The 18,373-nt window shown below is 71.2% G+C and carries 17 protein-coding genes; 4 read left to right on the top strand and 13 right to left on the bottom strand.

Features of this window, described 5'->3' with window-relative positions:
* Nucleotides 1–58: 58 nt before the first annotated feature.
* Nucleotides 59–1,186 carry a TDT family transporter gene (locus ACZ7L0_RS31695; protein WP_471245966.1) on the top strand — a complete coding sequence of 376 codons (1,128 nt, stop codon included), beginning with the start codon at nucleotides 59–61 and terminating at the stop codon, nucleotides 1,184–1,186.
* Here the strand turns inward: ACZ7L0_RS31695 and ACZ7L0_RS31690 are convergent.
* From ACZ7L0_RS31690 to ACZ7L0_RS31675, 4 genes are all read right to left on the bottom strand, one after another.
* A complete protein-coding gene (locus tag ACZ7L0_RS31690; RefSeq protein ID WP_471245965.1) occupies nucleotides 1,098–1,817 on the bottom strand; it encodes a helical backbone metal receptor in 720 nt (239 codons plus the stop codon). The two genes, ACZ7L0_RS31695 and ACZ7L0_RS31690, sit on opposite strands and share 89 nt — an antisense overlap.
* Nucleotides 1,818–1,832: 15 nt before the next feature.
* A complete protein-coding gene (locus ACZ7L0_RS31685) occupies nucleotides 1,833–2,402 on the bottom strand; it encodes a helix-turn-helix domain-containing protein (RefSeq protein ID WP_471245964.1) in 570 nt (189 codons plus the stop codon).
* Between the two features lie 375 nt (nucleotides 2,403–2,777).
* Nucleotides 2,778–4,601, bottom strand: a complete 1,824-nt coding sequence (locus tag ACZ7L0_RS31680; RefSeq protein WP_471245963.1) for an ABC transporter permease/substrate binding protein — start codon at nucleotides 4,599–4,601, stop codon at nucleotides 2,778–2,780.
* Nucleotides 4,594–5,679, bottom strand: coding sequence for a quaternary amine ABC transporter ATP-binding protein (locus ACZ7L0_RS31675; protein ID WP_471245962.1), 1,086 nt, complete (start codon nucleotides 5,677–5,679; stop codon nucleotides 4,594–4,596). The genes ACZ7L0_RS31680 and ACZ7L0_RS31675 overlap by 8 nt, the downstream gene beginning before the upstream one ends.
* Nucleotides 5,680–5,780: 101 nt before the next feature.
* Between ACZ7L0_RS31675 and ACZ7L0_RS31670 the strand changes: the two genes are divergently transcribed.
* The 3 genes from ACZ7L0_RS31670 to ACZ7L0_RS31660 all read left to right on the top strand — a co-directional run bounded on the left by ACZ7L0_RS31670 (nucleotide 5,781) and on the right by ACZ7L0_RS31660 (nucleotide 8,693).
* Nucleotides 5,781–6,710, top strand: coding sequence for a 5'-3' exonuclease (locus tag ACZ7L0_RS31670; protein ID WP_471246084.1), 930 nt, complete (start codon nucleotides 5,781–5,783; stop codon nucleotides 6,708–6,710).
* Nucleotides 6,711–6,849: 139 nt separating this feature from the next.
* Nucleotides 6,850–7,695, top strand: coding sequence for a siderophore-interacting protein (locus tag ACZ7L0_RS31665; RefSeq protein WP_471245961.1), 846 nt, complete (start codon nucleotides 6,850–6,852; stop codon nucleotides 7,693–7,695).
* A 44-nt stretch (nucleotides 7,696–7,739) separates the two neighbouring features.
* A complete protein-coding gene (locus ACZ7L0_RS31660; protein ID WP_471245960.1) occupies nucleotides 7,740–8,693 on the top strand; it encodes an RluA family pseudouridine synthase in 954 nt (317 codons plus the stop codon).
* Between the two features lie 9 nt (nucleotides 8,694–8,702).
* Here ACZ7L0_RS31660 and ACZ7L0_RS31655 read toward each other — a convergent pair whose 3' ends face one another.
* From ACZ7L0_RS31655 to ACZ7L0_RS31615, 9 genes are all read right to left on the bottom strand, one after another.
* Entirely contained in the window at nucleotides 8,703–10,223 is a 1,521-nt protein-coding gene (locus ACZ7L0_RS31655) for a cytochrome P450 (protein WP_471245959.1), read from the bottom strand.
* 26 nt (nucleotides 10,224–10,249) lie between these two features.
* On the bottom strand, nucleotides 10,250–10,870 hold the full coding sequence (locus tag ACZ7L0_RS31650; RefSeq protein WP_471245958.1) for a GTP-binding protein: 621 nt from the start codon (nucleotides 10,868–10,870) through the stop codon (nucleotides 10,250–10,252).
* The gene (locus ACZ7L0_RS31645) at nucleotides 10,851–11,264 is read right to left on the bottom strand and encodes a DUF742 domain-containing protein (RefSeq protein ID WP_471245957.1); all 414 of its coding nucleotides are present in this window, start codon (nucleotides 11,262–11,264) and stop codon (nucleotides 10,851–10,853) included. Before ACZ7L0_RS31645 ends, ACZ7L0_RS31650 begins: the two co-directional genes overlap by 20 nt.
* The gene (locus ACZ7L0_RS31640) at nucleotides 11,261–11,668 is read right to left on the bottom strand and encodes a roadblock/LC7 domain-containing protein (protein WP_471245956.1); all 408 of its coding nucleotides are present in this window, start codon (nucleotides 11,666–11,668) and stop codon (nucleotides 11,261–11,263) included. Before ACZ7L0_RS31640 ends, ACZ7L0_RS31645 begins: the two co-directional genes overlap by 4 nt.
* Nucleotides 11,665–13,290 carry an ATP-binding protein gene (locus tag ACZ7L0_RS31635; protein WP_471245955.1) on the bottom strand — a complete coding sequence of 542 codons (1,626 nt, stop codon included), beginning with the start codon at nucleotides 13,288–13,290 and terminating at the stop codon, nucleotides 11,665–11,667. Before ACZ7L0_RS31635 ends, ACZ7L0_RS31640 begins: the two co-directional genes overlap by 4 nt.
* Nucleotides 13,291–13,700: 410 nt before the next feature.
* Nucleotides 13,701–16,553, bottom strand: coding sequence for a DEAD/DEAH box helicase (locus tag ACZ7L0_RS31630; RefSeq protein ID WP_471245954.1), 2,853 nt, complete (start codon nucleotides 16,551–16,553; stop codon nucleotides 13,701–13,703).
* Nucleotides 16,554–16,646: 93 nt separating this feature from the next.
* Nucleotides 16,647–17,591, bottom strand: coding sequence for a twin-arginine translocase subunit TatC (gene tatC / locus ACZ7L0_RS31625; protein ID WP_471245953.1), 945 nt, complete (start codon nucleotides 17,589–17,591; stop codon nucleotides 16,647–16,649).
* A gap of 48 nt (nucleotides 17,592–17,639) precedes the next feature.
* Nucleotides 17,640–17,924 (bottom strand): Sec-independent protein translocase subunit TatA, encoded by a 285-nt coding sequence (tatA, locus tag ACZ7L0_RS31620; protein ID WP_471245952.1) that lies wholly within the window; start codon nucleotides 17,922–17,924, stop codon nucleotides 17,640–17,642.
* Between the two features lie 250 nt (nucleotides 17,925–18,174).
* Complete coding sequence (locus tag ACZ7L0_RS31615) at nucleotides 18,175–18,369, bottom strand: hypothetical protein (RefSeq protein WP_471245951.1); 195 nt, start codon at nucleotides 18,367–18,369, stop codon at nucleotides 18,175–18,177.
* Nucleotides 18,370–18,373 lie beyond the last annotated feature (4 nt).

Here is an 18,373-nt window from a genome sequence, read left to right as displayed (position 1 = left end):
TGCCCCCATAGGGACGCGGTCCCTGGTCGCGGGTGCCCGCCCGGGCGACCGTGGTCCCATGGTCACCGCAGCAGTTCGCCACCTCGGCCCCAACTGGTACGCCTCCGTCATGGGCACCGCGATGGTGGCGACCGCCGGGGCCGCGCTCCCCGTCCGCGTCGCCGGCCTGCGCCCGCTGTGCGCCGCTGTCTGGGCTCTTTCGCTCGTCCTGCTCGTGACCCTCCTCGCCGCCCGGGCCCTGCACTGGACCCACCATCGCGACCAGGCCCGCGCCCACCTCCTCGACCCGGCGACGGCCCCGTTCTACGGCTGCCTGGCCATGGCCCTGCTGGCGGTCGGCGGCGGCGCCCTGGGCCCCGGCCGGGACTGGATCGGCGGCGAGGGGGCGGTGGCCCTGGACGCCGTGCTGTTCACCGCCGGTACGGCCGTCGCCCTGGCGTCCGCCGTGGCCGTGCCGTACCTCATGGCCGTACGCCACCGGACCGGACCAGGGCAGGCCACGCCCGTGTGGCTGCTGCCGCTGGTCGCGCCCATGGTGTCGGCCGCGCTGGGGCCACAACTGGTGCCGCACCTGCCGCCGGGGCAGCCCCGTCAGACGCTGCTGCTCGCCTGTTTCGCGATGTTCGGGCTCAGCCTGCTCGCGACGCTGCTGATGCTGCCGCTGGTCTTCGCCCGGCTGATCACCGGCGGGCCCCTGCCCCTCGCGCTGACCCCGACCCTGTTCCTGGTCCTGGGGCCGCTCGGGCAGTCCACCACCGCCGTCGGCAATGTCGCGGGCCTGGCCCCCGGGGTCCTGCCGGCCCCCTACGACCGGGGCTTCGCCGTGCTCACCGTCCTGTACGGGGTGCCGGTGATGGGCTTCGCGCTGCTGTGGCTGGGGCTCGCCACGGCGCATGTGGTGCGGGCCCGGCGGCGCGGTATGCGGTTCTCGATGACCTGGTGGGCGTTCACGTTCCCGGTGGGCACCTGCGTCACCGGCTCCACCGTCCTCGCCCGGCACACCGGGCTAGCCGCCTACGACGCCCTCGCGGTCGGGCTGTACCTGCTGCTGGTCGCCGCGTGGCTGGCGGCGGGCGCGGGCACGGCGCGCGGGCTGGTCAGCGGAGAGCTGCTCGCAGGGCCCCGGCCAGCACCCGCGGCGCCTCGGCCAGCGACGGTCCGTACCAGGTCAGGTGCCGTCCACTGACAAGTCCGCAGCTCAGCCCCGGGAAGGCTTCCGGGCCGTCCTCGGCGGTGAAGCGGTACGGCTCGTCCGGCAGGACGACCAGATCGGGGGCGGCGGCCCGCAGCTCGTCGAGGGGGACGCGCGGATAGCGGTCGGGGTGGGCGGCGTAGAGGTGGTCGACGCCCAGCCGGGCCAGCACATCGCCGGCGAAGGTGTCCCGGCCCAGCACCATCCAGGGGCGCCGCCAGATCGGCACGACCGCCGTCGTACGGCGCTCCGGCACCGGCGGCGCCGACCAGGCCTCCTCCGCCTCGTCCAGCCACCGCGGCCGGGCCCCCGCCCCGCACGCGGCCAGCACCCTTTCCAGCTCCCGGAAGGCCTGCGGCACGTCCCGGACCTCGGTGACCAGGACCTCCAGACCCGCCGCGCGCAGGGCGTCGAGGTCGGCCGCGCGGTTCTCCTCCTCGTTGGCGATCACCAGGTCGGGGGCGAGAGCGGCGATCTCGTCGGCCCGGGGGTTCTTGGTACCGCCGACACGGGTGACGTCGAGGTCCGCCGGATGGGTGCACCAGTCGGTGGCGCCGACCAGGACACCGGGCAGCGTGACGGCGACCGCCTCACTGAGGGACGGCACGAGGGAGACGACACGCACGCGGCAGACCTTTCCCTAGCGGGACCGGTCCTTGACCGCCTCGATGTGTTCGGCCACCGCGACGACGATCACTCTGGTGTCCGGGACCGTGGCCCGCCAACGGTGACGCACGCCACCGGTGAGGTAGAGGGTGTCGCCGCGGCCGAGGCGGTAGGCGCGGCCCTCCGCCTCGATCTCCACCGCGCCGTCGGCGACGTACATCAACTCGTCGTTGCGGTGCTGGAACTCGCGGCCCGCGTCGTGGTCTCCGGTGAACTCGGAGGCGTGCAGCTGGTGGTGACCGCGCACCAGGGAGCGCACCTGGGGGTCGAAGCCGCTCTCGGTGTCCTCGGCGCGGACGACGTCCACGCTGCACGCCGGGTCGGCGGCGGCGAGGAGTTCGACGGCGGTGGTGCGCAGCGCGTCGGCGACCTTCTCCAGGGAACCTCTGCTCGGGCGCGCCCGGTCGTTCTCGATCTGGCTCAGGAAGGGAACCGACAGGCCGCTGCGCTCGGCCACGACGGCGAGGGTGAGCTCCAGCGCGCGGCGACGCCGCCGGACGGCCGCGCCCACCCGGAGGGGCTGCTGTTCCTTGTGGTCGCCCATCGCTCCGTCCCTCCTTCGCTCGCCGCCGTCCGACCGGGTGCCCCGCATCGGGCGCACCACTTCTGATGACTTCTCTGCACCCTACGCATGTTCGGCAAACCGTTTCACACAGCGGTCACATCCATGTCATGTCGCACCGGTGCGACCTCATGGATCGCGCCGGCGCCGACGGGCCCGACGCCGGCGCCTCCCCGGGGATGAAGCCGCTGACCAGCGGGGTAGTAGCGCTCTGTGGTTGGCCGGATCCTTTTCGTAGGCGAAAGTCCGGTCCGCCGGTGCCGTCGGTGGGGCGGTACACCACGAGGGGTGGGCCGCCCCACGCCTGGCGGCGTACGGCGAGCCCACCCCTCGTGCGGCGGATCCGGGCCGGTCAGGTCACCCGGCCGCCTGGCTCGCGGCCCCCTTCTCGGCGACCGGCGCCCACTTGTCGACCAGCCCGGGGTGCTGCTTCAGCCAGGCGCGGACGGCGTCCTGCTCCTCGCCCTTGCCGGCCTTCTGGATCCGCGCCTCCAGCCCGGTGAGCTGCTCCTCGGTCATGGAGAAGTCCTTCAGCCACTTGCCGGCCTCGGGGTTGTCGGCGGCGAAGCCCTCACGGGCGATGGTGTGCACGCCGTCGCCCTTGCCCCAGGCGCCCCGGGGGTCCTTGAGCTTCTTCAGGCCGTACTCGCTGTAGGCCCAGTGCGGCGACCACAGGGTGACGACGACCGGCTGCTTCTTGGCGTACGCGCGCTTGAGCTCGGCGAGCATCGCCGGGGTCGAGCCGTCGACGACGTCGTAGGCGCCCTGGAGGCCGTACGCCTTCAGCACCTTGCTCTTGAGCAGGCCCATCATGCCCGCGCTGGGCTCGATGCCGATGATCTTCCCGTCGAACTCGGAGGCGTGGCCCTTCAGGTCGGCGAGGGAGTTCACGTCCTTGACATACGAGGGGACGGTCAGCTCCAGAGAGGTGGGCCCGTACCACCGGCCGAGGTCGTCGAGCCGGTCGCCGTACTTCTTCCAGTACTCGGCGTGAGTGGTGGGCAGCCAGGAGTCGGTCTGGAAGTCGAGCTGGCCGGTGGCGAGGCCGGTGTAGAGGGGGCCGGCCGCGTACTGGGTGGTGGTGACCTTGAAGCCGCGTTCCTCCAGGATCTCCTTCCACAGGTAGGTGGAGGCGATGCCCTCGTCCCAGGGGATGTAGCCGATCCTGATCTCCTTGCCCTTGCCGACATCCGTGGCGGAGGCCTGCGAGGTGCCGGAGGAGCCGAAGATCCCCATGCCGCCGGCCACCAGGGCCAGCACGACCACGCCGACCACCGCGACCGCCGGGCGCGGGCGGTGGGCCCACACCTTGGTGCCGCTCGCGGCGCGGGTCCTGGCGGCGGCGCGGCGGCCCAGCGGGGAGAGCTGGGTGCCGAGCGCGCTGGTGACGCGGTCCAGGTAGATGGCGAGGACCACGATGCCGACGCCCGCCTCGAAGCCGAAGCCGATGTCGAGCTGCCCGATGGCCTCGTTGACGGCGCCGCCGAGGCCGCCGGTGCCGACCATGCCGGCGATCACGACCATCGACAGGCCCAGCATGATCACCTGGTTGACGCCCGCCATGATGGTCGGCAGCGCCAGCGGCAGCTGGACGCGCAGCAGGATGTCGCGGGGCCTTGTGCCGAACGCCTCCGCGGCCTCGACCAGTTCGGCGTCGACCTGGCGGATGCCCAGCTCGGTCATGCGGACGCCGGGGGCCAGGGCGAAGATCAGGGTGGCGATGACGCCGGCGGCCGTGCCCAGGCCGAAGAAGAGGATGGCCGGGATCAGCAGGACCATCGACGGCATGGTCTGGAGCAGGTCCAGGACCGGGCGGACGGCCGCGCTGACCGCCTTGGAGCGGGCGGCCCAGATACCGAGCGGGACGGAGATCACCAGCGCGATCACCGTGGCGACGAGCACCAGGGCGAGCGTCGACATGGCCCGGTCCCACAGGTCGAGCGAGTCGACGAGCGCGAACCCGGCGAACGCGAGGATCCCGGCGACCAGCCCGCGCAGCCACCAGGCGAGCACCGCGAGGATGCCCGCCAGAAGCAGGGGCTCGGGTGCGGTCAGGACGGCGTCGATGCCGTCGTACATGCCCTCCACGACCGTGCGGATCGCGTCGAAGAGCCAGGACAGATGGGCGACCAGCCAGTCGACTCCGGAGTCGACCCAGTCGCCGAGGTGGATCCTAGGCACCGGCGGTCACCTTCTCGGTCATGTCGGTCCCGCCGTCGCAGGCGGTGGGACCGCCCTGCTCGTCGCCGAGGAAGCCGACGAGGCGCTGCCTGGGGACGACTCCGACGAGCCGTCGGCCGGCGTCGAGCACGGCGACCGGGTGGGTGAGCCGGGCGCTGATCGCGCACAGCTCGGTGAACGGGGTGCCGGGGGTCGCGGTCTCGCAGCCGCAGTCGGCCTCGTCGCCGCGTACGCCGGTGTCCATGACGGCGCCCGCGGTGAGCACCCGGGAGCGGTCGACGTCCTTGGTGAAGGAGGCGACGTAGTCGTCGGCCGGGCGGATCAGGATGTCCTCGGCGGTACCGGTCTGCACGATCCGGCCGTCACGCATGACCGCGATGCGGTCGCCCAGGCGCATGGCCTCGTTGAGGTCGTGGGTGATGAAGACGATCGTCTTCTTCAGGGTCTGCTGCAGGGTCAGCAGCTGGTCCTGCATGTCGCGGCGGATCAGGGGGTCGAGCGCGCTGAAGGACTCGTCCATCAGGAGCAGGTCGGCGTCCGTGGCGAGCGCGCGGGCCAGGCCGACGCGCTGCTGCATACCGCCGGACAGCTCGTCGGGCCAGGACTTCTCCCAGCCGGCCAGACCGCACAGGGCGAGCGCCTCGTCGGCGCGGCGTTCGCGCTCGGCGCGGGGCACGCCCTGCACGGCGAGGCCGTAGGCGGCGTTGTCACGGACCGTGCGGTGCGGGAAGAGCGCGAAGTGCTGGAAGACCATGCTGATCTGCCGCGACCGGACCTCGCGCAGTTCGCGGTCGGTGAGCGCGGTCAGGTCCCGGCCGCCGAAGCGCACGTGTCCCGCGGTCGGCTCCAGCAGTCCGTTGAGCATCCGCAGCAGCGTGGACTTGCCGGATCCGGACAGACCCATCACCACGAAGATCTGCCCGGGCCGCACCTCGAAGGAGGCGTCGATCACGGCGGCGGTGGTGCCGTCGGCGCGCAGCTCCTCCCGGTCGGCTCCCTGCCGGAGTCTTTCCACTGCCTGGTCCGGTCGTCTGCCGAACACCTTGTACAGATGCTCGGCCTCTAGGCTGGCTGACACACGTACCTCTCGTCTCGGCGACAACGGGGCGGCGCCTGCCCAAGCACCCCGAAGGCAAACACATCAGTGGCCCAGCTCACAGGCCCCCCGGGTACGGCATGATGCGAGACGTGACCGGACGACTGATGCTCCTCGACAGCGCCTCCCTCTACTTCCGCGCCTACTTCGGCGTGCCGGACTCGGTGAAGGCGCCGGACGGCACTCCGGTGAACGCCGTGCGCGGACTGCTGGACTTCATCGACCGGCTGGTGAAGGACCACCGGCCGGACCACCTGGTGGCGTGCATGGACGCGGACTGGCGCCCCCGGTGGCGGGTCGACCTCATCCCCTCCTACAAGGCGCACCGGGTCGCCGAGGAGCACGAGGCGGGACCGGACGAGGAGGAGGTCCCGGACACGCTCTCGCCGCAGGTACCGGTCATCGAGGAGGTGCTGGACGCGCTCGGCATCGCGCGGGTCGGGGTCGAGGGCTACGAGGCGGACGACGTCATCGGCACCTTCACCGCCCGCGCCGAGGGCCCGGTCGACATCGTCACCGGCGACCGTGACCTGTACCAGCTGGTGGACGACGCGCGCGGGGTGCGGGTGCTGTACCCCCTCAAGGGCGTCGGCACGCTGCAGCTGACCGACGAGGCGTGGCTGCGCGGGAAGTATGGGGTCGACGGCAGCGGGTACGCGGATCTGGCGCTGCTGCGCGGCGACCCGAGCGACGGCCTGCCGGGCGTGTCCGGCATCGGCGAGAAGACGGCCGCCAAGCTGCTCGCCGAGTTCGGCGACCTGGCCGGGATCATGGCTGCGGTCGACGACCCGGGGGCGAAGCTCACGCCGTCGCAGCGCAAGCGGCTGGACGAGGCCCGCCCGTACGTCGCCGTCGCGCCGACGGTCGTCCGGGTCGCCGCCGACGTGCCGCTGCCGGAGGTCGACACGACACTGCCGCGCGCGCCGCGCGACGCGGGGAGGCTGGAGGAACTGTCGGTGCGCTGGGGACTGGGCGGTTCCCTGCAGCGCCTGCTGGTGACGCTGGGGGCGTGACGCACAGGGCGGTGTGCCGCGGGTGCGCTCTCGTCCCCCTCTCTGGTCTCCCTCTCTCATCCCCCTCTTAAGGATGAGGTGTTAACTGGCCCCGGATGCTAACTTAGGTAAACCTAACCATTGGAGCAGGGAGACCGCCATGGCAGAAGGTCCGGGACGCAAGCCGCGGAAGCCCCATTCCGCCCAGGTCGTCCGCACCGAACGGCTGACCCCGCACATGCAGCGGGTGGTGCTCGGCGGCGAGGGTCTGGCCGACTTCGCCGCGGACACCTGCACCGACCACTATGTGAAGCTGCTCTTCCCGGCCGCCGGCGCGACCTATCCCGAGCCCTTCGACCTACAGCGGATCCGTGAGGAGTTCCCGCGCGAGCAGTGGCCGGTGACCCGGACGTACACGGTGCGCGCCTGGAATCCCGAACAGCGCGAGCTGACCCTGGACTTCGTGATCCACGGCGACGAGGGCCTGGCCGGGCCGTGGGCGACGCGCGTCCAGCCGGGCGAGACCGTGCACTTCATGGGCCCCGGCGGTGCCTACGCGCCGGACGTGAGCGCCGACTGGCATCTGCTCGTCGGTGACGAGAGCGCCCTGCCCGCGATCGCCCGCTCCCTGGAGTCGCTGCCCGAGGGCGTCACGGCGCGCGCCTTCGTGGAGGTCTCGGGCCCCGAGGAGGAGCAGAAGATCGACTCCGACGTGGAGGTCGTCTGGCTGCACCGCGGCGACCGGCCGACAGGTGCGGCGCTGGTCGAGGCGGTACGGGCGCTCGAGTTCCCGGAGGGCCGGGTGCACGCCTTCGTGCACGGCGAGGCGGGCTTCGTGAAGGAGCTGCGCCGGATGCTGCGCGTCGAGCTCGCGATCCCGCGCGAGGACCTGTCGATCTCCGGCTACTGGCGCCTGGGCCACAACGAGGACGGCTGGCAGGCCTCCAAGCGGGAGTGGAACGCACGCATCGAGGCGGAGCAGGAGGGCGACGCGGCGGCGGCCTGAACCGGCACCCCGCGCAGATCCTGCGCCTCGTACGCTGGGCCGTGATGAGACGCAAGACCCGGATCCCGCCCGCTCCCCTGCCGCAGCTCAAGGGGGTGGACCCCGTACGGGTGCGGCTGCCGGACACCGACGCGTGGGCCACCGTGCGTGAGCACCTGGTGCACCGGCTGTCCGGGGCCGGGCCCGGAGTGATCGAGGGGATGCTCGACGCCGGACGGATCGTGGGAGCCGACGGGCGGGCGGTGGCCCCGGACGCCCCGTATGTGCCCGGGATGTTCGTCTGGTTCCACCGGGAGCTGCCCGACGAGGTGCCGGTGCCGTTCCCGCTGGACGTGGTGTACCGCGACGAGCGGATCGTCGTCGTGGACAAGCCGCACTTCCTCGCCACCACCCCGCGAGGCAGCCATGTCGCCGAGACCGCGCTGGCCCGGATCCGCCGCGAGCTGGACGTACCGACGCTGACGGCGGCGCACCGCCTGGACCGGCTGACGGCCGGGCTGGTGTTGTTCACCGTACGGCCCGAGGACCGCGGCGCCTACCAGTCGCTGTTTCGCGACCGGCTGGTACGCAAGGAGTACGAGGCGGTCGCCCCGTACGCTCCCGGTCTCGCCCTGCCCAGGACCGTGCGCAGCCGGATCGTCAAGGAGCGCGGGGTGCCGGCCGCGCGGGAGGTGCCGGGTGAGCCGAACGCGGTGACCCGCGTGGAGCTGTCCGAGCACCGCGAGGGGGACGGGCTGGGCCGGTACCGGCTGGTCCCGGCCACCGGGCAGACCCATCAGCTGCGCGTGCACATGTGCGCGCTGGGCGTGCCCCTCCTCGGCGATCCGCTCTACCCGGAGGTGACCGCCCCCGTGCCGCCCGGTGACTTCCGGCGACCGCTGCAACTGCTGGCGCGGAGGTTGGAGTTCACCGACCCGGTCACGGGGGTGGAGCACCGGTTCGTCAGCGGACGGGCGCTGCGGGCCTGGTCGTCCCCCGTGGAGTGGGCTGCCGGGTAAGCAGTCCGGTCAGTGCCCGCGCCACCAGCGCTTGACGCGCTGCCAGACCCCGAGCCGGCGGGCCGGTTCGCCGGGCGCCGGAGCGGTCAGCGGCTGCGCCACCGCCTCGGGCGCGGGGGCCGGGGTCGGGGCGGGGATCGGCGTCGGCTCCATACGGGTCTCCATACGGGTTTCCATCCGGGTGTTGCCGACCTGCCAGGTGGCGCGCTGCGGTGGGATGGGCGCGGGGCTGGGTTTGAGCATCACGTCCTGCTGCGGCTTCGGTTCGAAGCGCACCGGCAACTCCACCAGGTGACGTGAGGCGATCGACGACCGCCAGCGCAGCTCCTCCTCGGCGCAGTCGAGCTGGACGTCCGGCAGGCGCATCAGCAGCGCGTCTACACCGACGTCGGCGATGGCACGGCCGATGTCCTGACCGGGGCATTCGTGCGGGCCGCCGCCGAAGGCGAGGTGCGAGCGGTTGCCCTGCATGTTGGCGGACAGGTCCGGACGCACCCGCGGGTCGACGTTGCCCGGCGCGGGGGCGAACAGCAGCCCGTCGCCCTGGCGGATGCGCTGGCCGCCCAGCTCGGTGTCCTGCTTGGCGAAGTAGCCGAGCACGGTGCTGAACGGCGGCTCGTCCCACAGGGACTGCTCGACCGCCTCCGGCACCGTCATCTGCCCGCCGTTGAGCTGGGCGCGGAAGCCCGGCTCGGTGAGGACCATGCGCAGCGCGTTGGCGAGGAGGTTGACGGTGGCCTCGTAGGCGGCGAAGAGCACCAGGCGCAGGTGCTCCCTGACCTCGTCGTCGGTCAGCCGCGCCGGGTGGGTGATGAGGTGGCTGGTGAAGTCCTCGTCCGGCCGGGCGCGGCGGCGGCTGGTGAGCCGGCTGAGCGCGTCCATGACGTAGGTGTGGCTGGCGATGGCGGTCTCGGTGCCCTTGAGGGCGTCGCGGGCCGCGTGCACCATGCGGTCGTTGTACTCCTCGGGCATGCCGAGGATCTCGCACATCACCGCCATCGGCAGGTGCTCCGCGAACTGGCCGACGAGGTCGGCGCGGCCCGCACCGCAGAACTTGTTCACCAGGTGCTGGGTGTAGCGGCCGATGTGGCGGCGGATGCCGCGGTGGTCGATGGTCGACATGGCGCCGGTGACCGCCGCCCGCAGCCGCTGGTGCTCGTCGCCCTCGGCGTGCGAGCAGATGGGCTGCCAGGCGATGTGCGGCATCAGCGGGTGGTCGGGCTTGACCATGCCCTCGACCAGCGGGGTCCAGATGCGGCTGTCCCGGGTGAACTGCGAGGGGCTGCGCACCATGTGCAGGTTCTCGGTGTGCCCGAGGACCACCCACATCGGCACGTCGTCGTGGAGCAGCACCGGTGCCACGGGTCCGTGGTCCGCCCGCAGCTTCTCGTACAGCTCGCCCAGGTCGTCCGCCTCGGTGCCGTACAGCCGGTGCAGTCCCCCGGGGCCGAGGCCGCGCGCCGGGCAGCCGGGGGGCGGGCCGAGCGTGGGGTCGTCCGTGCCGGTCGGGGAGTGGGGTTCAGGCGTCACAGTGGTCGCTCCGAAACTGAAGGGGGTCAGGTGAGGGCGCCGGTCATGGCGAGCGAGTGCAGGAAGCGCATGAGGGTCATCAGCGTGTCGCGGCTGGAGGCCCGGCGGCGGGCGTCGCACTCGACGATGGGGATGTCCGGCGTCAGGTCCAGTGCGGTGCGCAGCTCGTCGATGGGGTAACGGGGCGCGTCCGGGAAGGAGTTGATGGCGACGACGAAGGGCACGCCGCGTTCTTCGAGACGCCCTATGACGTCGAAGCTGACCTCCAGGCGCCGGGTGTCGACGAGCACCACCGCGCCCAGGGCGCCTTCGAAGAGCCCGTTCCACAGGAACCAGAAGCGTTCCTGGCCGGGCGTGCCGAAGAGGTAGAGCACCAGCTTCTCGGTGATGCTGATGCGGCCGAAGTCCATGGCCACGGTGGTCGCCGTCTTGGACTCGGAGCCGTAGTTGTCGTCGACCCCGATGCCGGCCTGGGTCATGGTCTCCTCGGTGGTCAGCGGTCTGATCTCGCTGACTGAGCCGACCATGGTGGTCTTGCCGACTCCGAAGCCGCCCACGATCACGATCTTCACCGCGGCCTGGGCCGTGTGCGGCAGATGGTCCTCGGTCCGAGGGCCCGGGATGGTGTCAGAGCTTTTGAAGTCCATGCATCACCGCTTCGAGAAGGGAACGGTCGGGGAGCGCCTGGCGGACGATCGGGGCGCGCACCTGCACCAGTTCGGCCGTGATCATCTCGGTGATCAGTACGGTCATCGCGCTGAACGGCAGGCTGAGATAGGCCGAGAGCTCGGCCACGGACAGGGGGGCGCCGCACAGCCGGAGCAGCGCCGCCTGTTCCGGCGGGACGGACGGCGGCGGGTCGGCGCGCGCCACGATCAGCGTCACCAGGTCCAGCTCGGCGCGTCCGCCGTCGGTGGCGCCGGTGATGACGTACAACCGCTCGGGGTTCTTCTTGGTCTTGCCGAGCTTCTCGCCCGCCTCGGGGGGTTCGGGACGCGGTTCCTCTTGGGGGGGTCGCCGTTTGCGTTGCGGAGGAGTCATACGGTCTGCCCGTTGCGCCGGGGCGGACTGGTGAGGTGGGCGCCGATTCGGACGACCAGGTCGCGCATCATGGCGCTCATCCGGCCGGGCTCGCAGACCACGTCGGCCAGTACCGCGAGGTAGGCGTTGGCTCCGGCGGCCATCAGATAGAAGTAGCCGCCGTCGATCTCGATGACGACCAGTTTCATGTCGCCGTCGCTGCCGGGGAGTTCCTGGGCGACGGCGCCCGCCAGGCTCTGCACGCCGGCGCAGGCCGCGGCGACCCGGTCGGCGGCGTCGGGGTCGCCGCCGTAGCGGGCGATGCGCAGGCCGTCGGCGGAGAGCACCACGATCATCTCGATGCCCGGTACGCCGTCGGCGAGCTCCTTGAGCATCCAGTCGAAGTTCGCTCGCTGCTGGATCACTTGAGGTCCCCCTCGTCGTCGGCCTCGGTATGGGTGGCCGAATCGTTGATCAGGTGCAGGTACGCGGTCGGGTTCCGCGTGAAGTCGGTCGGGTGGACGCCCGGGTTGTCCTTCTTCAGGCCCTCCCAGAAGGCGTCGACCCACAGCCCGGGTTCGCGGTCGTCCTTCTTCTTCTCGGGCTCGGCTTCGGGCTTGTGCTGCGACCAGATGGTGGGGTTGCCCTCGCGTTCGGCCCGTTCGATGGCGGCCTGTTCGGCGAGGCGCTGGCTGAGCGGGATCTTCATCCTGCTGCGGCGCTGCGGCAGCCCGTTCGCGGTCCACTCGGTGACCTCGGGGACGTCGTCCTCCATGGAGATCCCGGCGGGGATGCGCGGGCTGGTGGGGCGTCGGGTCTTGGGCGCGCGCTTGGGGCCCTCCAGGGCGCCGAGTTCGGCCTTGGGCACGGCGGTGGCGCCGATGCCGTGGGCGAGTCCGGGGGCGGGCTCGGTGGTCATCATGTTGCGGGGCACGATGAGGACGGCGCGGACACCGCCGTACGCGGAGGCCCGCAGCGAGACCTGCATGTCGTACGTCGAGCAGAGCCGGCCGATGACGGCCAGGCCCAGGCGCGGAGTGGTGCCGAGGGTCTGCAGGTCGACGCCCGCCTTGGCCGCCTCCAGCATGTTCTCGATCCGGGCGCGGGCCTCTTCGTTGAGGCTGACGCCGGCGTCCTCGATCTCGATGGCGACGCCGGTCTGCACCTCGACCGCGGTGACGTGCACCTTGGTCTGCGGCGGCGAGTAGCGGGTGGCGTTGTCGAGGAGCTCGGCCGCGGCGTGGATGACCGGCTCGACGCAGGTGCCCTTGATGTTCACATGGGCGATGGAGGCCAGGTCGATGCGGCGGTACTCCAGGATCCGGGACATGGCGCCGCGCAGCACGCTGTACAGCGCCACGGGGTTGGGCCACTGACGGCCGGGACGGCCGCCGCCGAGGACGGAGATGGAGTCCGCGAGCCGGCCGATCAGCGCGGTGCCGTGGTCGATGCGCAGGAGGTCGTCGAAGACCTCGGGGTTGCGGCCGTGGTCCTCCTCCATCTCACGGAGCTCGTTGGCCTGCTGGTGGACGATGGCCTGGACGCGGCGGGCGATGTTCACGAAGGCCTGCTGCGCGGCGTCGCGCATCGTCTCCTCTTCGTCGACGACCTTCAGCAGGTGCTTGAGCAGGTCGCGCAGCACGTCGGGGAGGTGGCGCAGTTCGGGGTCCTCGTCGAGGACCTTGTGGATCACCTCTCTCGGGGATTCGCCGGCGCGCAGCCGGTACAGGGCGGTCGGCACGACGTCCGTCCGGAAGCGGACGAGGTCCGTCTCGTGGTCGGCGATGCGCCGCTCCAGATACGCGGCGTGACGGGCGTGCTCCGCCCGAAGGTCACGGAGCTTGCGACCGCGGCGCACCGCTTCGGCCGCCGTCGCGATCACCAGCAGTGTGGCGACGGCGCCGCACAGGCCGACCGCGGTCCGGGCCGGCGCTGCCACCACGGCGACGGCGGCTCCGGTCGCCGCGGCCATCAGTATGACCGGCAGCAACAGCACGGCCGCAAGGGGGAGTTGGCGGCCACCGGGAGGCGATTGAACACTCACCATGTATGCCCTCTGTGACGAATCGGCGGGGTGTCGGGGGAGCTTGCTGGGGGAAGATTCATGGAGCTGTCTGGATCTTCGTAACCTTTGGGAACAAGCGCACGAATACACCTCAACTCGGTGCGCCGCGGGCGAGCTTAGTCCGACCGGATCATCGCCATGTCATATTCGGCGAGCACCTGAATTCGCCCGCACCCCAGGAGTACGCTCGGCCCCATTTGCACGTTGCGCCAACACTCGCACACAGTACGTAGCGGTGAACAGGCATACGAAGGTAACTCACCGTAACGAGTGAAGGAGCCGCCCAGGCGGTGACGCGTCCATGGGGATACGCCAGGGCCCCGGACCGCCTGGCGGCGGCGGTCCGGGGCCCTGGGAGACCGGGTGTCGGGGGCTCAGCCCGCCGAAGGGGCTCAGCCCACCGAGGAGTAGGCCACCACCCCGTGCAGCAGCGCGTCCACGGCCTTGCGGGCGTTCTTCGCCACCGTCGAGCCCTCCGTGGGCGTGGCCGCCGCGATCTGCCCCAGCACGTCGATCACCTGCTTGCACCAGCGCACGAAGTCACCGGCCGGCATCTCCGCCTCGCGCAGCACCTCGTCCAGGCCCTTGCCGGAAGCCCACATGTAGGCGGCCCAGGCGAAGCCGAGGTCGGGCTCGCGCTGGCCGACGCCCTCGGTCTGGGTGATCCGGAACTCCTCCTCCAGGGCGTCGAGGCGGCCCCAGATCCGGACCATCTCACCGAGCGCGGCCTTCGCCTTGCCGGAGGGCAGCTTCGGCGCCATGGCGTCGTCGCCGACCCGCGCCTCGTACACCAGCGCCGAGACGCAGGCGGCCAGTTCGGCCGGAGCCAGGCCCTCCCAGACGCCCTCGCGCAGGCATTCGCTGGCCAGCAGGTCGAGTTCGCCGTACAGCCGGGCGAGCCGCTTGCCGTGCTCGGTGACCTCGTCACCGCGCAGATAGTCCAGCTCGGTCAGCAGTGCCACGATCCGGTCGAAGGTCCGCGCGATCGTGTTCGTACGGCCCTCGATACGCCGCTCCAGCTGCGAGGTGTCACGCAGCAGCCGGTGGTAGCGCTCGGCCCAACGGGCGTGGTCCTCACGGTCGTTGCAGCCGTGGCAGGGGTGGGCGCGGATCGCGGTGCGCAGCCGGGCGATCTCACGGTCGTCGGCGGCCTGCGAGCGCTTCTTGCGGGCCCGCTCCGGCGGGATGTGCCCGGCCTTGGTGCGCAGCGCGGAGGCGAGGTCCCGACGGGACTGCGGCGAGCGCGGGTTGAAGGACTTCGGGATCCGCATCCGCTCCAGCGGCTCGACCGGCACCGGGAAGTCGATCGACGCCAGCCGCTTGACCTGCCGCTCGGAGGTCAGCACCAGCGGGCGCGGACCGTCGTGGTACTCGAAGCCGCGATGGCCGTTGGAACGCCCGGCGGGCAGGCCCGGGTCCAGCACCAGTGCCAGACCCGCGTACTTGCCCGTCGGTACGTGGATGACGTCACCCGGCTTGAGCTTCTCCAGGGCGACGGCGGCCTCGGCGCGCCGTTCGTTCGCGCCCTGCCTGGCCAGCTCGGTCTCACGGTCCTTCAGCTCGCGGCGCAGCCGCGCGTACTCCTCGAAGTCGCCGAGGTGGCACGTCATGGACGCCTTGTAGCCCTCCAGCCCCTCCTCGTTGCGCTGGACCTGCCGGGAGATCCCGACGACCGACTTGTCGGCCTGGAACTGCGCGAAGGAGGTCTCCAGGAGCTCGCGCGAGCGGTGCCGGCCGAACTGCTCGACCAGGTTGACCGCCATGTTGTACGACGGCTTGAAGCTGGAGCGCAGCGGGTACGTGCGGGTGCCCGCCAGGCCCGCCAGGTGCTCGGGGCTCATGCCGCGCTGCCACAGCACGACCGCGTGGCCCTCGACGTCGATGCCTCGGCGGCCGGCGCGGCCGGTGAGCTGCGTGTACTCGCCGGGGGTGATGTCGGCGTGCTGCTCGCCGTTCCACTTGACGAGCTTCTCCAGCACCACCGAGCGGGCGGGCATGTTGATGCCGAGTGCCAGGGTCTCGGTGGCGAAGACCGCCTTGACCAGGCCGCGGACGAACAGCTCCTCCACGACCTCCTTGAAGGTCGGCAGCATGCCCGCGTGGTGGGCGGCGATGCCGCGCTCCAGGCCCTCCAGCCACTCGTAGTAGCCCAGGACGTGCAGGTCCTCGGTCGGAATGGAGGCCGTGCGCTCCTCGACCAGGGTGCGCACCTGCTCCCGTGCCTCCTCGTCGTTGAGGCGCAGTCCGGCGTACAGGCACTGCTGGACGGCGGCCTCGCAGGCGGCGCGGCTGAAGATGAAGGTGATGGCGGGCAGCAGGCCCTCGGCGTCCAGCCGCTCGATCACCTCGGGGCGGCTCGGCGTCCAGACCCGGGAGCGCTGGCGCCGCTCGCGCTCGCGGTCGGCCTCGCGCATGGCGCGGCCCCGTCTGCGGTCCTGGTACGAGGGGCGGCTGGCCTCCATGCGGGCCAGGCGGCTGAGGTCGGGGTTGACGGCCTTCTTGTGGCCCTCGCCCTCCTCGAACAGGTCGTACATCCGCCGCCCGGCGAGCACATGCTGGAACAGCGGGACGGGGCGGTGTTCGGAGACGATCACCTCGGTGTCGCCGCGGACGGTGTCGAGCCAGTCGCCGAACTCCTCGGCGTTGGACACGGTCGCCGACAGTGACACCAGGGTCACGGACTCGGGCAGGTGGATGATCACCTCCTCCCAGACGGCGCCGCGGAAGCGGTCGGAGAGATAGTGCACCTCGTCCATGACCACGTATCCGAGGCCGAGGAGGGTCTGCGAGCCCGCGTACAGCATGTTGCGCAGCACCTCGGTGGTCATCACGACCACCGGGGCGTCCGAGTTCACGCTGTTGTCGCCGGTCAGCAGGCCCACCTTGTCCGCGCCGTAACGGCGGCACAGGTCGGCGTACTTCTGGTTCGACAGCGCCTTGATGGGTGTCGTGTAGAAGCACTTCTTGCCCTGCTGGAGGGCGAGATGGACGGCGAACTCGCCGACGATCGTCTTGCCCGAGCCGGTGGGGGCGGCCACCAGCACGCCCTTCCCCGTCTCGAGCGCCTGGCAGGCCTCGATCTGGAAGGGGTCGAGGCCGAAGTCGTACATCTCGCGGAAAGGTGCGAGCGCGGTGGCCTGCTCGGCTGCCCGCCTGCGGGCTGCCGCGTACCGCTCGGCCGGTGAGAGGTCCTCTGTCATCGTGCTTTCGAGGTTACCGGGCCCCACTGACAACAGGACGATCATTATCCCGAACGTGGGCTGATCGACAGAGACGGATGCCCCCGCCCCTCGGGCTCTCCGAGGGGCGGGGGCATCGCGGTGTGGTTCGGTGAGGGCTCAGGTCACGTCGTCGTAGCCGTTGACCCGAACCGTGCTCGCCTCCTCGGGCAGCGCCCGGGCGGCCGGGACGGGCTCGACCTCGCCGATGTCCTCGGGCGTGAGGTCCAGCTCGGAGGCCTCGTCGTCGGCGGGGCCGGCGGCCTCGCGGCGGCGCCTGCGCTTGTCGTTGAGCAGCGCGATGGCCACGGCGATGAAGTAGAGCGCCCAGATCGGCGCCGCCAGCGCCAGCATCGTCATCGGGTCGGGGCTGGGCGTGGCCACGGCCGCGAAGGCGGTGATGCCGACGACCATGCCACGCCACCAGCCCAGCATGCGCTGGCCGGACAGGACTCCGGTGAGGTTGAGCATGACCAGCAGCAACGGCATCTCGAAGGCCAGGCCGAAGACGACGATCATGCGGGTGACCAGGTCCAGCAGGTCGTCCAGCGGCAGCAGGTTCTCAGCACCGCTCGGCGTGAGGTCGATCATCACCCGCGCCGTGGTGGGCAGCACGTTGAAAGCGAGGTAGCCGCCGCCGAGGAAGAGCGGGAAGCCGAAGGCGACGAAGGCGTAGGCGTACTTCTTCTCGTTGCGGTGCAGGCCCGGCGCGACGAACGCCCACAGCTGATAGAGCCAGACCGGCGACGCGAGCACGACACCGGCCATCAGGGCGACTTTCAGTGCCAGGGTGAACGGCGCCAGCAAGCCGCTGACCGTGATGTGCGCGCAGTGGACGTTCTTGGCCTCGGCCAGCTCACCGAAGGACTGGTGACAGCCGATCTCGTCGAGCACCGGCTCGGTGATGACGTCGACGATGTTCCTGTAGAAGAACGCCGCCACGATCGTGACGACCAGGATCGCAAGGACACCCTTCGCGAGCCGGTTGCGCAGCTCACGCAAGTGATCCGCGAGCGGCATCCGCCCCTCGGGATCCCTCTCCTTGTTGCGGGCAGGCTTGAGCAACCCACATCCTCATCTCGTGCAGCGGGCCGGATGCCCCCGGCCCTCGCGTCAGCGCTGGGTCGTGTCGGTCGGCTCGTTGACCGGGCGGGAGCTGGTCACGTCGCCGGGCGCAGCCTGGATCGTGCGCTGAGCGGGAGCGGGCTCCTCGGCGGACTGGGCCGTGTCGGCGGACTGCTTGCCGTCGTCCTTCATCGCCTTGGCCTCGCTCTTCAGGATGCGCGCGGACTTACCGAGCGAACGCGCCATGTCCGGAAGCTTCTTGGAGCCGAACACGAGGACGATCACCAGAACCAGGAGCAGCAGGTGCCACGGCTCAAGTCCATTGCGGAACATAATTCTTCACCTTCTCACCGAGGCGGGGCATGTCCGACAGGTCGGACACTTGTCCGAACGTCATGCTGGCTGCGATCGTAACGCCTGGGATTGAACGCGCGACAACCCCGGGACGTATTCCTGCTCTGCGGACCGCGCCTCGTTGCCGGGCCGCGACCGTCAGCGTACCTGGCCGGGTGGGCAAGGTAACAGGGCGAAGTGACCGACAACGCATGCGTAACCGGGACGTACAGGTCCTCCGGGGCCGGATTCACAGCGAGTCCACGGCGCGGGCGGCGCTCATGGACGCCCGCTCCAGATCCTCGGCCGCCCTGGTGATACGCCGCCCCGACTCCGCGACCTGCCTGCCGAGGCGCTGCGCCTCCAGGAAGACCCGGACCGCCAGCACACCGAGGACGGCAAGTCCCAGGAAACCCACAGCTACCGCGAACATCGGCCAGAACATGACG

The sequence above is a fragment of the Streptomyces sp. NPDC039424 genome (assembly GCF_055639495.1).
The sequence above is the reverse complement of the archived record's forward strand: the minus strand, read 5'-3'. Positions and strand labels throughout refer to the sequence as shown.

Coding starts and splice junctions, on each gene's coding strand:
- ACZ7L0_RS31695 (WP_471245966.1), top strand. CDS start 59: ATGGTCACCGCAGCAGTTCGCCACCTCGGCCCCAACTGGTACGCCTCC.
- ACZ7L0_RS31665 (WP_471245961.1), top strand. CDS start 6,850: ATGGCAGAAGGTCCGGGACGCAAGCCGCGGAAGCCCCATTCCGCCCAG.
- ACZ7L0_RS31630 (WP_471245954.1), bottom strand. CDS start 16,553: ATGATCGTCCTGTTGTCAGTGGGGCCCGGTAACCTCGAAAGCACGATG.
- tatA (WP_471245952.1), bottom strand. CDS start 17,924: ATGTTCCGCAATGGACTTGAGCCGTGGCACCTGCTGCTCCTGGTTCTG.
- ACZ7L0_RS31635 (WP_471245955.1), bottom strand. CDS start 13,290: ATGGTGAGTGTTCAATCGCCTCCCGGTGGCCGCCAACTCCCCCTTGCG.
- ACZ7L0_RS31645 (WP_471245957.1), bottom strand. CDS start 11,264: ATGACTCCTCCGCAACGCAAACGGCGACCCCCCCAAGAGGAACCGCGT.
- ACZ7L0_RS31615 (WP_471245951.1), bottom strand. CDS start 18,369: ATGTTCTGGCCGATGTTCGCGGTAGCTGTGGGTTTCCTGGGACTTGCC.
- ACZ7L0_RS31650 (WP_471245958.1), bottom strand. CDS start 10,870: ATGGACTTCAAAAGCTCTGACACCATCCCGGGCCCTCGGACCGAGGAC.
- ACZ7L0_RS31670 (WP_471246084.1), top strand. CDS start 5,781: ATGCGAGACGTGACCGGACGACTGATGCTCCTCGACAGCGCCTCCCTC.
- ACZ7L0_RS31685 (WP_471245964.1), bottom strand. CDS start 2,402: ATGGGCGACCACAAGGAACAGCAGCCCCTCCGGGTGGGCGCGGCCGTC.
- ACZ7L0_RS31660 (WP_471245960.1), top strand. CDS start 7,740: ATGAGACGCAAGACCCGGATCCCGCCCGCTCCCCTGCCGCAGCTCAAG.